The 15821-nt window shown below is 45.7% G+C and carries 1 protein-coding gene; it reads right to left on the reverse strand.

The window, feature by feature from the left end:
- Window position 1: 1 nt before the first annotated feature.
- Complete coding sequence (locus tag P2W71_RS18950; RefSeq protein WP_276372889.1) at window positions 2-15616, reverse strand: gliding motility-associated C-terminal domain-containing protein; 15615 nt, start codon at window positions 15614-15616, stop codon at window positions 2-4.
- Window positions 15617-15821 lie beyond the last annotated feature (205 nt).

A 15821-nucleotide genomic window follows, 5' to 3' on the forward strand; every position in this document is an offset into this window, starting at 1 on the left:
CTTAACGCAGTAATTCCAAGTATCCGGTCTTTTGTTCGGAACCATCTCCCTTATTGATGATATAGAAGTACGTTCCATCGGGTAGCTCATTGCCCAGGATATTTATTCCACGGTTTGAAATACCATCGAAATAAACATCTTCATTATCATATCCGCTTGCCTCAAAGACAAGTGTACCAGCACGGTTAAAAATCTTAACGGAATTGTTTGGATATTCAGAGATGCAACCTACCTCGAAGAAATCATTCAGGCCATCATTGTTTCTCGATACGCCATTATAGATGGAAAGATCCGTTTTGATTTCAAAGGTTTTAGGTGTTTTACAATTCTTGAAAGATATTGCCGTAACCGTAAAAACTCCTGAAGGCAGCGCCGAAGCCTGGGGTCCTATTTCAATCGCTCCCTGGATATCCCATTCGATCGCCTTTACTTCGACGTCCCCGGATAATTTGATTGATGCGCTACCAATATTTTCATTACAGTTCGTATTAACTGTTACGATGTCAAAGTCAGGGTACTGTGCAATGGAAATCACTTCTTTCTGCACAGGCATGGATGTACAACCAGATGTGCGATCAATGGCCGTAACGGTATATATACCCGCATCGAGCGCTTCATATATTTCACCGGATGCATCTGCCTGGCTTTTGATACCCGGTCCGTTATACCAATTGAATATATAGTCTTTCGTTACTCCGTTTACGTCAGCACTCAGTGCACCGTCATGGATCTCACAATCCGTACGGTTGGAGATTACGTTAATTTGCGGCATCGGTGTAGTGAGCGGATCACTTCCAATCGTGATGGTGGTGGTACCCGCACAACCTGAAATCACATCAGTAGCTTTGACCACGTAAGTTGTGGCCTTTAGAATACCAGCTTCACTTCCTGTATATATCGAGTTCGTTGCGGATCCTTCATACCAATCGAACGTATATCCAATCACACTTCCATTGACTGATGCAACCGCCACACCGTTCGCATTGCCTGGATCACAATATGTAAGCGGAGCCTTCTGCATGGCCGAAACCTCAGGATATGCCCTACCATCACCTACGGTTACAGTATCTGAAATAGACGCACAAAAGTTAAGTGTCGGGTGTTTGGCTATAGCGATATACGTTCCGATGGGAACGACAAGCACTTCGTTTGAAGTAAAGTCAGGGGTTGCATCAACGACTGAGCCGTTATGCCATTCAATTGTGTATAACTGCCCCGAGCCCGTCCTTGTAGCAGCAAACAAACTACCATTGTCTGTCACACAGCTGGTCAACGGAACGGCTGATGCAACAACCTGGATTGCAACTGTGTCTGTTGCGAGCTTATAAGTCTCCAGACTGTAACAATGCGTCGTATTGTTAGTCACCCGGACCGTATACTCCAACACGTTGGTGTAATCGATGTTTCCTAGGAAAGGACTGTTCGGCTCCACCAGCGTTCCGGTTGTGTTATTGCCCTGAAACCATTCGATAGTATAGTCGGAAGAGTTCGTGTTATTACCAGTTGATACAAAGAAACTACCTTTCACCTCAGGCAAAATACAGACGGCAGGATTTTTAAATTCGTCCAATATAATCTGCGGCTTGGCAGTTTGATCATCAATTTCGCCAATGATATAATCCGATGCACATCCCAGGGCATCACTAATCTGAACATAGTAAATACCGTTTCCAAGATCAGGCGAAATATGATTTCCATTTAATACAGGTGTTATCGCAACTAAATTTGCGTCAAACCATTGGAATGAAAATTTATTCCTGTCGATGACATTGTCCATATCAAAGGAAGTGGTTGCCCCATCAAGGAATTGCTGGATCTCGTCCACCGTCAGTTTTCCATCCTGAACAGGTGTACACATGGTTTGTGCATTTGCTGTCAACGATCCATTAAGGACAGGTATCTTACGTTCGATGGTAAGCGTTGCCATATTCGTACAACTTGCAGATGGTGTTGAGGTATCGGTTACGAGAACGGTATAGTCACCTTCGGGCACACCAGATAAAACGGGGCCAGTATGCATTAAATCAGCAGGATTGGTATTGTTTCTACCGGAGAACCATTCAAACGTATATCCCGCAGTAACTCCGCTTGTCGATCCCTCTGAAACGGATGCGCTTAGCTGCCCCGTGTAATTCGTGTTGCAAGCGATATTGTCAAAATCTTTGACAGCAACGACAACCGGTATCACTGTGACATCTTCTATTGTAAACGGTACCAATGGTGAGACACAGTTTGAGGCTACATGTGTTGCTCTGACAAAATAATCATTGGCGATAAGATTTATCCCTACAGTTGACCCAGTGCCTGGATCAACCGGCGTAAGATCGCGTTGCAACCATTCAAATACATATCCTGTAGTATTACCAACAGGTAGGCCGTTAAAAATAACATCTGTGACCGATGCGCTTCCCGTTAGAGATTGGCAGTCGTAATTATCTATGGTGGCGATGTCATTGCTATTAATTCCAACCACGTTTTGAGTTTCTCCCACGCTGAACGTAGCAGTGCTCACACAGGTGTTGCCCGGTGAAAGAATGTCTGTCACTTCTACTGTGTAGTCGCCTGCTGCCAGGTTTGATAATGTCGCTGTCGTCTCTCCTGCTATCGCACTTGACGTGCCTATTCCACTATACCATTGAATCGTATAATCAGTCGCGGCTGGAACCCCGCCATTCACATCGATGGTGATCGATCCATTAGGGGAGGCACCTGAACAATTTGTGTTGTCTGTAATTGTATTCTGTGTGATCACAGGCGTGACGCTTGCATCATCAACCGTGAACACCATCGCAGCTGAGCTGCACAAGGATGTTGTGTTTGTAGCTACCACCCTATAGTTTCCAGCTGCTAACGGAACACCAACAATCGCAGATGCACCAGGACCATCGATCGATACCCCAGCATCATCAAACCATTCGAAGGTAAAACCAGTCGTGCCGCCATTGGATACACCATCGATCATAATATCGGTAACCTCTGCTGAACCATTCGCCACACAATCAGTTTGATCTCCTACTGTGATCGCTGCACTGTTAATTGTAAACACAGGAAGATCATCTACAACGGTGAACGTCGCAGTGCTCACACAAGTGTTGCCCGGTGAAAGAATGTCTGTCACCTCTACTGTGTAGTCGCCTGCAGCCAGGTTTGATAATGTCGCTGTCGTCTCTCCTGCTATCGCACTTGATGTGCCTATTCCATTATACCATTGAATCGTATAATCAGTCGCTGCAGGAACCCCGCCATTCACATCGATGGTGATTGATCCATTAGATGGTGCGCCTGAACAATTTGTGTTGTCTGTAATTGTATTCGATGTGATCGAAGGCGTGACACTTGCATCATCTACCGCGAACACCATCGCAGCTGAGCTGCACAAGGATGTTGTGTTTGTCGCCACCACCCTATAGTTACCCGCTGCTAACGGAACACCAACAATCGCAGATGCACCAGGACCATCGATCGATACACCAGCATCATCAAACCACTCAAAGGTAAAACCAGTCGTGCCTCCATTGGATACACCATCGATCATAATATCGGTAACTTCTGCTGAACCATTCGCCACACAATCAGTTTGGTCTCCTACCGTGATCGCTGTGCTGTTAATTGTAAACACCGGAAGATCATCAACAACGGTGAACGTCGCAGTGCTCACACAGGTGTTGCCCGGTGAAAGAATGTCTGTCACCTCTACGGTGTAGTCTCCTGCTGCCAGGTTTGATAATGTCGCTGTTGTCTCTCCTGCTATCGCACTTGATGTGCCTATTCCACTATACCATTGAATCGTATAATCAGTAGCTGCAGGAACCCCGCCATTCACATCGATGGTGATCGATCCATTAGGGGATGCACCTGAACAATTTGTATTATCTGTAATTGTATTCGATGTGATCACAGGCGTTGAACTCACATCATCAACCGTGAACACCATAGCAGCTGAACTGCACAAGGATGTTGTGTTTGTCGCTACCACCCTATAGTTACCCGCTGCTAACGGAACACCAACAATCGCAGATGCGCCAGGACCATCGATCGATACGCCAGCATCGTCAAACCATTCGAAGGTAAAGCCTGTCGTGCCTCCATTGGATACACCGTCGATCATGATATCGGTAACTTCTGCTGAACCATTCGCCACACAATCGGTTTGATCTCCTACTGTGATCGCTGTGCTGTTGATTGTAAACACCGGAAGATCATCAACAACGCTGAACGTAGCAGTGCTCACACAGGTGTTGCCCGGTGAAAGAATGTCTGTCACCTCTACGGTGTAGTCGCCTGCTGCCAGGTTTGATAATGTCGCTGTTGTCTCTCCTGCTATCGCACTTGATGTGCCTATTCCGTTATACCATTGAATTGTATAGTCAGTCGCGGCTGGAACCCCGCCATTCACATCGATGGTGATCGATCCATTAGGTGATGCACCTGAACAATTTGTGTTATCTGTAATTGTATTCGATGTGATCGAAGGCGTTGAACTCACATCATCAACCGTGAACACCATGGCAGCTGAGCTGCACAAGGATGTTGTGTTTGTCGCTACCACCCTATAGTTACCCGCTGCTAACGGAACACCAACAATCGCAGATGCGCCAGGACCATCGATCGATACCCCAGCATCATCAAACCACTCGAAGGTAAACCCTGTCGTGCCGCCATTGGATACACCATCGATCATAATATCGGTAACCTCTGCTGAACCATTCGCCACACAATCAGTTTGATCTCCGACCGTGATCGCTGTGCTGTTAATTGTAAACACAGGAAGATCATCAACAACGCTGAACGTCGCTGTGCTCACACAGGTGTTGCCCGGTGAAAGAATGTCCGTCACCTCTACGGTGTAGTCGCCTGCTGCCAGGTTTGATAATGTCGCTGTCGTCTCTCCTGCTATCGCACTTGATGTGCCTATTCCGCTATACCATTGAATCGTATAATCAGTCGCTGCAGGAACCCCGCCATTCACATCGATGGTGATTGATCCATTAGGAGAAGCACCTGAACAATTTGTGTTAGCTGTAATTGTATTCGATGTGATCACAGGCACTACACTCACATCCTTTATGGTGAATTGTACCAGCGGTGAAGCGCAATTAGAAGCATTGCTAATTGCCTTGACAAAGTAATCGTTAACACCAATTGGCGTACCGACGTCGTCCGTTGTTGAGCTCAGTGGAATGGGAGTCGTTCCATCATTCAGGAGCCATTGAAAGGTATATCCAGCTACTCCTCCGGAAGAGATGCCATCGACAAATACATCTAGAACCTTCGCAGATCCATTGTCCGGACTACACTCTGTTTGATCAGAAATATCGATGCTCGCCGAAGGGATAGAAATTACATAAGGATCCGCGTTGATGTGCAGCGTTTCTGTTGCTGTACAGTTATTGGCGGCACTAGTAACTTTCACCGTATAAAAACCTTCATCGATATTAACAGCAGTATGACCTGGTGCGAGAACATTGGCAACCGGAAGTAACGGACTTGTGATCAGTTTGCCGTCGTACCAATCGTAAGTATATCCTGCTGCCGGTGTTGGCACGCCATCTACATTAAGGGAGATCGATCCTGTACCAGAAGCTCCGATACAGTTCTTGTTATCCGTAAGAATATTGGCAGCAACGATCGGATAAACTTTATTATCAGCAATGTTAATATCATTAGGAGCTGATGAGCAGCCATTGAGAGCCGGGTTGACCTCCACAGCAAGAACTGTGTAATTTCCCGCAGCCAGACCAGTTACAACAGTTGAAGGGTTTGTACCGGGTCGTGACATAATCAACGCGCCATTTTGAAACACATCGATTCTATACCAGGTTTGATCGATAGTGGGATGCGCTAATAACGTTCCTGCGCTCGGTGTAATTTCCGCATCAAAGCTTCCATCAAGAACGATACAATCTGTTTGAGGAGAAGTCAATATACTTAACAAAGCAGCTTCATCGCTATAAGGAAGATTGATAGTAAGTGAATCCTGGCAGCCTGTATTGTTATCCAATACAATCACTGTATGTAAGCCGCTGTTGATAGGTTCCAAAGATGCAGCATTGGATATTCGGTTAGAATTCAGCGGGAAATTTTGTCCTGATCCTTCTGCCGTCATCCCAATATTTTTATCCCCTTCAAACCAACTGAATGTAAATCCCAATGTGTTCGCCGGCGACGAAGCCTCAACGCCAAGCTGACCCTGTGCGTCATTACAAATGGCGGGGACAATTCGTTCACCTAATAATTCTGAGATAGTAATAACCGTGTTTGGTGCATTGTTCACTGCGACTGTTACAGGCATCTGAACATCACAACCTAAAACATTATTAGTACCAATAACAGTATAGTTACCAGATGGCAGTCCGTTTACTGTTGCACCTGTATAATCCGCTACAGCTTTCAAACTATTTCCCTGATACCAGGAGAATGTATAATCAGCAAGCACACCGATGCTCACAGCCGTCACGGAAACACTTCCATCCGGAGTGGAACATGAGTTCACCAAGGTGGAAGCCGTCATGTCAATGGTAGGTAATACAATGTTATTTACAACGGAAACCTCCGTTGTTCCAGCGCATCCTGTTGCATTGGAGATGGCTTGTACAGTATAAATTCCGGCCTCGAGGTTCGCCGCCGCCGCCGGACCACTCGTTACTTCGTTCGCCGCAAGCGTGTTCTGACCTTTGAAGATATGGAACGTGTAGCCAACCGTTGTTCCTCCTACGTCGGCGAGTATTGAGCCGTTCGATTTCGTCGGGTCACATGCCGTATTCGCGAGTGGCGTTCCACTCGGCGTGGGATAAGATAAATTGTCTGTTATGGTAAAGCTTGCAGTCACTGGACATCCACTGTTGGGCGTTACATTATCAGTCACACGAACGGTATATGTACCTCCACGTAGTCCTTGTGCTACTTCATTGTTAAGTCCTGCTGTGCTTCCCACTGTAGTACCAAGCGGAGTACCAGTTCCATTTCCTTCAAACCATGCTATTGTAAAGTCAGCAACAGGGGCTCCCCCATTGATCTCAATCGTAATGGATCCATTCGGTACTACACCAGAACAATGCGTATTATTAACAGCAGCTGACAAAGCCACAACCGGGTTTACGTGCGTATCATTAATCGTGAACGCGGTGATTACTGACTTACAATTCGTTGCAGAATTCGTGGCCTGCACGAAATAATTTCCGGCTGCTAATGGAACGGCTATGGAAGCTGCAGTTCCTGATCCTGCGATGACCGTAGTTCCATTGCTCTGGAACCATGTGAATGTATAGCCTGTTGTGTTTCCTGCTCCTACTCCATTCACGGTGATCTCATTCACCGTTGCAGCGCCATTTACCGGACTGCAATTTGATTGGTGACCAAGAGTAATATCTGCGTTGTCAATTGTAACAACGGCAGGTGTATTGGTAATGGTAAAAGTTGTTGTAGTGGAACAACCATTGTTCGGGGTTATGAGATCAGTAACACGAACAGTGTAAGTTCCTGCCGAAAGTCCCTGAGCTGTTATATTGCTTACGCCAGTTACACTACCTATCGTTGTTCCCAACGATACTGTCGTGCCGTTTCCTTCGAACCACTCAACATTGAATTGTCCGGCAGCAGGAGCAACACCATTGATATTTATTGTGATCGATCCATTTGGAGTAACGCCTGTACAATTAGTGTTATTAACGGTGGTGGCTGCAGTTACGGCAGGATTGACGTGTGTATCATTAATCGTAAAAGGTGTGACCGGCGATTTACAATTCGTTGCTGTGTTGGTAGCCTGCACGAAATAATTTCCGGCTGCTAATGGAACAGCAATGGTAGCTGCAGTTCCCGAGCCTGCAATAACAGTCGTTCCATTACTCTGGAACCAAGTGAACGTATAGCCGGTTGTGTTTCCGAGCCCAGCTCCATTCACGGTAATCTCATTCACCGTTGCAGCGCCATTTACCGGACTGCAATTTGACTGGTGACCAAGAGTAATATCTGCGTTGTCAATTGTAACAACGGCAGGTGTATTGGTAATGGTAAAAGTTGTTGTAGTGGAACAACCATTGTTCGGTGTTACGAGATCAGTAACTCGAACCGTGTAAGTTCCTGCCGAAAGTCCCTGAGCTGTTATATTGCTTACGCCGGTTACACTACCTATCGTTGTTCCCAACGATACTGTCGTGCCGTTTCCTTCGAACCACTCAACATTGAATTGTCCGGCAGCAGGAGCAACACCATTGATATTTATTGTGATCGATCCATTTGGAGTAACGCCTGTACAATTAGTGTTATTAACTGTGGTAGCTGCAGTTACGGCAGGATTGACGTGCGTATCATTAATCGTAAAAGGTGTGACTGGCGATTTACAATTCGTTGCTGTGTTGGTAGCCTGCACGAAATAATTTCCGGCTGCTAATGGAACAGCAATGGTAGCTGTAGTTCCTGATCCAGCAATGACCGTTGTTCCATTGCTCTGGAACCAAGTAAACGTATAGCCAGTTGTGTTCCCGAGACCAGCTCCATTCACGGTGATTTCGTTAACCGTTGCAGAACCATTCACCGGACTGCAATTTGACTGATGACTAAGTGAAATATCCGCATTGTCAATTGTAACAACTGGAGGGGTGTTGGTAATCGTAAAGGTCGTGGTAGTAGCACAGCCGTTGTTCGGAGTTACGATATCGGTAACACGAACTGTATAAGTTCCAGCCGAAAGTCCTTGAGCTGTTATATTGCTTACTCCGGTGACACTACCTATCGTTGTTCCTAGTGGCGTGGTTGTTCCGTTTCCTTCGAACCACTCCACATTGAACTGTCCAACAACAGGAGCAGCGCCATCGACATTTATGGTGATTGATCCATTTGGAGTAACGCCTGTACAATTAGTGTTATTAACGGTGGTAGCAGCAGTTACAGCTGGATTAACATGGGTATCATTGATGGCGAAAGGCGTGACCGGCGATTTACAATTCGTCGCCGTGTTGGTGGCCTGCAAGAAATAATTTCCAGCTGCTAATGGAACAGCAATAGTAGCTGCAGTTCCTGATCCTGCGATGACCGTTGTTCCATTGCTCTGGAACCAGGTGAATGTATAACCAGTTGTGTTTCCTACTCCTACTCCATTCACAGTGATTTCATTCACCGTTGCTGATCCATTTACCGGACTGCAATTTGACTGATGTGTAAGGATAATATCTGTATTTTCAATAGTAACAACGGCAGGTGTATTGGTAATGGTAAAGGTCGTTGTAGTAGAACATCCGTTGTTCGGGGTTACTAAATCAGTAACACGAACTGTGTAAGTTCCTGCTGAAAGTTCTTGAGCCGTTTGATTGTTCGCACCTGATACACTGCCAACAGTTGTTCCTAACACTGTAGTCGTGCCATTGCCTTCAAACCATTCAATATTGAATTGTCCGGCGACGGGAGCAACACCATCGATATTTATCGTGATCGATCCGTTTGGAGTGACGCCTGTACAATTGGTGTTGTTAACGGTGGCCGCTGCTGTTACTGCAGGATTAATGTGCGTATCATTAATAGTAAAAGGTGTAACTGGAGATTTGCAATTCGTTGCTGTGTTGGTAGTCTGCACAAAATAATTTCCGGCTGCTAATGAAACAGCAATGGTAGCTGAAGTTCCTGATCCTGCGATGACCGTTGTTCCATTGCTCTGGAACCAGGTGAATGTAAAGCCGGTTGTATTTCCGAGACCAGCTCCATCCACGGTGATTTCATTTACCGTTGCTGATCCATTTACCGGACTGCAATTTGACTGATGAGCAAGTGCGATATCCGCATTGTCGATTGTAATAATTGCCGGTGTATTGGTAATCGTAAAGGTCGTTGTGGTGGAACAACCATTGTTCGGGGTTATGAGATCAGTAACACGAACCGTATACGTTCCTGCTGAAAGTCCTTGAGCGGTTTGATTGTTCGCGCCTGCCACGCTGCCAACAGTTGTCCCTAATGCTGTAGTGGTGCTATTTCCTTCGAACCATTCAATATTGAACTGTCCGGCAACAGGAGCAACACCATTGATATTTATTGTGATCGATCCGTTCGGTGTTACACCTGTACAATTGGTGTTGTTAACTGTAGTAGCTGCCGTTACTGCAGGATTAACATGGGTATCATTGATGGTGAAAGGTGTGATTGGCGATTTACAATTCGTCGCCGTGTTTGTGGCCTGCACCAAATAATTCCCGGCAGCCAATGGAACAGCAATAGTAGCTGCAGTTCCTGATCCCGCGATGACCGTTGTTCCATTGCTCTGGAACCATGTGAATGTGTACCCTGTTGTATTTCCTGCTCCTATTCCATTCACGGTGATCTCGTTCACAGACGCAGAGCCATTTCCCGGACTGCAATTTGACTGATGTGTAAGGATAATATCTGTATTTTCAATAGTAACAACGGCAGGTGTATTGGTAATGGTAAAGGTCGTTGTAGTAGAACATCCGGTGTTAGGGGTTACTAAATCAGTAACACGAACCGTGTAGGTCCCGGCAGAAAGTTCCTGAGCTGTTTGACTGTTCGCGCCCGCCACGATACCAACAGTTGTTCCTAAAGTTGTAGTCGTGCCATTGCCTTCAAACCATTCAATATTGAATTGTCCGGCGACGGGAGCAACACCATCGATATTTATCGTGATCGATCCGTTTGGAGTAACGCCTGTACAATTGGTGTTATTAACCGTGGTGGCGGCAGTTACAGCCGGATTAACATGGGTATCATTGATGGTGAAAGGTGTGGCTGGCGATTTACAATTCGTCGCTACGTTTGAGGCCTGCACGAAATAATTTCCAGCTGCTAATGGAACAGCAATAGAAGCTGCATTTCCTGATCCTGCGATGACCGTTGTTCCATTGCTCTGGAACCAGGTGAACGTGTAGCCTGTTGTGTTTCCTGCTCCCACTCCATTCACGGTAATCTCATTCACCGTTGCAGCGCCATTTACCGGACTGCAATTGGACTGGTGGCCAAGTACGATGTCCAGATTATCAATAGTAACAACAGCAGGCGTATTGGTGATGGTAAAAGTTGTTGTGGTGGAACAACCATTGTTCGGTGTTATGAGATCATTAACACGAACAGTATAAGTTCCTGCTGAAAGTCCTTGAGCTGTTATATTGCTTACTCCGGTTACATTACCTATCGTTGTTCCCAGTGGCGTGGTGGTTCCGTTACCTTCGAACCATGCTACATTGAATTGTCCGGCAGCAGGAGCAACACCATTGATATTTATTGTGATCGATCCATTCGGTGTGGCCCCAGTACAATTGGTGTTATTAACCGTGGTAGCTGCAGTTACGGCAGGATTGACGTGCGTATCATTAATCGTAAAAGGTGTGACCGGCGATTTACAATTCGTTGCTGTGTTGGTAGCCTGCACGAAATAATTTCCGGCTGCTAATGGAACAGCAATGGTAGCTGCAGTTCCTGATCCGGCAATGACCGTAGTTCCATTGCTCTGGAACCAAGTAAACGTATAGCCGGTTGTGTTTCCGAGCCCAGCTCCATTCACGGTGATTTCACTAACGGTTGCTGATCCATTTACCGGACTGCAATTTGATTGGTGGCCAAGTGTAATATCCGCATTGTCGATTGTAATAACTGCCGGTGTATTGGTAATCGTAAATGTTGTTGTAGTGGAACAACCATTGTTCGGGGTTATGAGATCATTAACACGAACAGTGTAAGTTCCTGCTGAAAGTCCCTGAGCTGTTATATTGCTTACTCCGGTGACAGTACCTATCGTTGTTCCCAACGATACTGTCGTGCCGTTTCCTTCGAACCATTCAACATTGAATTGTCCGGCAGCAGGAGCAATACCATTAATATTTATTGTGATCGATCCATTTGGAGTAACGCCTGTACAATTCGTGTTATTAACCGTGGTAGCTGCAGTTACGGCAGGATTGACGTGCGTATCATTAATCGTAAAAGGTGTGACCGGCGATTTACAATTCGTTGCTGTGTTGGTAGCCTGCACGAAATAATTTCCGGCTGCTAATGGAACAGCAATGGTAGCTGCAGTTCCTGATCCTGCGATGACCGTTGTTCCATTGCTCTGGAACCAGGTGAATGTATAGCCAGTTGTGTTTCCGAGACCAGCTCCATTCACAGTGATTTCATTAACGGTTGCTGATCCATTTACCGGACTGCAATTTGACTGATGACCCAGTGAAATATCCGCATTGTCAATTGTAACAACGGGAGGTGTGTTGGTAATCGTAAAAGTCGTTGTAGTAGCACAGCCGTTGTTCGGAGTTACGATATCGGTAACACGAACTGTATAAGTTCCAGCCGAAAGTCCTTGAGCTGTTATATTGCTTACTCCAGTTACACTACCTATCGTTGTTCCTAGTGGCGTGGTTGTTCCGTTTCCTTCGAACCATGCTACGTTGAATTGTCCTGCTGCAGGGGCAATTCCATTAATATTTATTGTGATTGATCCGTTAGGCGTGGCCCCAGTACAATTGGTGTTGTTAACAGTAGTGGCGGCAGCTACCACGGGATAGACATACGCATCAATGATGGTCACTACTTCCGTATCAATACAACCATTGGCCGTATTCGTAGCTTGAACGGTGTAAACACCCGCCGCCAGTCCTGTTATAGGAGCCGCATTACCAATCAGATTTGCCGCCAGCGTGTTATTTCCTTTAAACCATTTGAAGGTGTAACCCAAGGTACTTCCTGACACAGAAGCACTGGCTGCGCCAGTTGGCGTAGTACAGGATGTTTGCTGTGATGTAACGGTAGCGGTAACAGGAACAATTTGTTTTGAAACAACGGTTACAACCACCGGTTCTGAACTACACCCAGTGGACTTATCGGTGGCTACCACCGTATAATCGCCAACCGTGATGTTCGAATATGTACTTCCAGCAAAATCGGAAGTAGGTTTAACGCTGCTTCCATTATACCACGCGAAATCGTATCCATTCGTAACATTACCTACCTTAGCCGATGCGCTACCTGAATTTGCCGGATTGCAATTTGCTTCTGTGACCGAAGCCGTAACGACTGGCCTTACTGTGTTGTCTGTTACTTTGGCGGATGTCAGAATTTGACAACCCGTAGCTTTCTCTGTAACCAGAACGGAGTAAACGACATTAGACACGTTTGTAATCACATGACTTTTCGAAAGTATTGGACTTGTACCAAACACATTTCCCTCAAACCACTCATAGGTATAGTTCCCGAAGGGGGCACCACCATTTATGGATACGGTCAGTTTTCCATCCGGATTCTTACAACTGGTGTAGGGCGCGTCTTCCGTGATCTTTGCCGTAAGAGTTTTAGTCTCCTGTCCTACCACCACCTGCGCGGTAGTTGAACTACATTTCGCTCCTTTATGATATGCAATAATTGAGTAAGATCCAGCAGCTAAACCCGTTCTTACCGGGCCTTTGAAAACCGCCTGGGCAGTATCTCCCACCGTAGCGCCATCGAACCAATAAAACGTATAGCCTACTGTTTCCTTGACAGCGCCTACCAACCGATACACTTCCGCCGCTCCGTTGGATTGTCCTGTATTATTTCCACACTTTATATCATTCGATATCAGCGCCGTTTGAATTGTAAATGGCGATGGCGAGACGCCAGCGGAAACAATGTTGTTTGTATAGTTACATTCTGTAAAAGAAGAATTGGGCAATTTAATGGGCGTTGGAACGGTAGAGCCATTGTCGTTAAGCACCACAAATAATGTGAAGTTGGCGCCACTACCTTCAACTGTCATATCCGTGAGCGACACGACATCATTGACATTGAATTTGGTGAGGTTGATGTTTACCGTATTGAGCTTAACTGCACCTGCTAGGGTGGGATTTCCCTGGTAAAAGGTTATTGGAAGAACGCCGGAAAGACCGAGGTCTCCAACATTTTTTATATTCAAGGAAACCAAAAAGTCTTCGTCGGGGCAAGTCGGCGGAGTGATCTTCACTGAGGCAGGATCATAGGTAATATCCGGCGAGGCATACGTTGGGCATCCTTTTGTATCGAGAAAAGGAGATTGGTTTAAGAAAGTATTTAATGCACGATTAGGCCCTGTTGTACATGAGCCTGATGAGAAAACGAGATGATGTTTCTGTTGTATCCTTGGGATACTGAGATCATCATTTACATTCACATTAAAATAACCGTGTTGGTTCCACACTTTACGTGCTGGCACCCATGCAGCCAGATTTGATTTGTAAGTCCTTACCTGGCCGAACGGCGCACGGCTTATGTCATTGATGTTATCCGTATCGTTGGTCGCACAGATCACACATATTTCTGTAGATCCATCACCATCCACATCGGCTACGATAGGGTAATCATTTGCTGTTCTTGAACGACACGTGGCCTGCGTAAAGACACTTCCTGTTTTACCATTTATAATATATATAAACGCTTCATCGCGGTAGACAATTTCTACGGCATTATCATTATTAAAATCAAAAACGGTAGTGCCAGTATACCCAGAGGTACCTTCATTGATATTTATGGAGATCGCAGGCCATAGGGGCGTGAAATCTTCTTTAAGTGCGTACAGGCGATTTCCGGAAACGAACGTAGCATTCGATTTTCCATCTCCATCGATGTCAGCGATGTTGAGCCTTCCTGTGCCGTGTTGCCAATTATTTGGTGGTTTATAGACTTTATACGTGCTATTCTTTACATCCCAGAAAAAAACAGTAGTAGCACCGCCTGTCGAACCTGACGCGCCGCTCATTAATACATCCAAAGATCCATCCTGATTATAGTCGGCTACACTGGTAAGGGAGGTTACCCATCCAAAGGTGGTAAGTTTTGGAAAGTAGCTCGCAGCAGCCGGAATAGTTACAGCTGATGAAAGTGTTCCCGCATCAAGCGTTCGTGCCCCCAGGTTCACGCCATAGATTCTTCCTCCAAGCACAAGTTCTAAGCCCGCACAATCGGTACACGCTGCATCATCTAATATATCTACAGCCACAGGCCCTGCGTCTATTGTAGTCCAGGTCCCACTACCTTTTACCAAACGGAGACCCGTTTCAGCATCAAGTATTTCATTGCGATAATACAGTTCTACTTTTCCATCCTGGTCGAAATCGGCTAGTCCCATTGTAATGGGCTGACCATAAATTGGTACACGCCATTGCAAACCGCCGTTGCAGTCGTATGAGGCTATGTAAAATGTTGTTCCTTCCTTTTCAGCAATGAAAATGTCTCCACAATTGTCGCGCTTGACATTACCGATCGCGTGACCAAAATACTCAGCGGTCCCCTTAATTGTACCACTGTTTTTTAAACTCAGGTCACGACCATCCAGGATATAGACTTTTTTATCATCCTGATGGAGTGTTACTACTTCGGGGATGCCATCATTATTAAGATCACCGACCACCATGGAGCCTGATGTCCAGGTCGAGCGGTTAGGTGATTTGGCACCAACTTTCATCTCGAACTTTGCAGTCCCTGAAGGGGGAACCTGACAGAGTTTATCACGGCCTACATAAAAATCTTTACAGACAACACTATTTGCACAGTTGCTATCAAAACAGTCGATGAATCCATCCCCATCGTTGTCGATCCCATCGCCGCAATTTGATTCCTGCCCTAGCACAGAAAGCGATAGCGCCATCAGCAGAAATACCACCAAAGTCTTTTTCATGGAACCGTTTAGAACGTACTAGCTACGCGCATTTTAAAAAAAATTGAGGAGGGGTCTTCGAATTAAATTGGTATTCCAACTTCCATTCTTTATTGCTAGCAAGTAGGTGTTTTCGAATGATATAGATTTATGATCCTTCGTGGATATATATTCTATGTAAGAATTTACGGATAATGATAAGCTTTAATGTTAAAAATCTGAGGAC

This window comes from Chryseolinea sp. H1M3-3 (genome assembly GCF_029360725.1).
GTDB lineage: Bacteria > Bacteroidota > Bacteroidia > Cytophagales > Cyclobacteriaceae > Chryseolinea.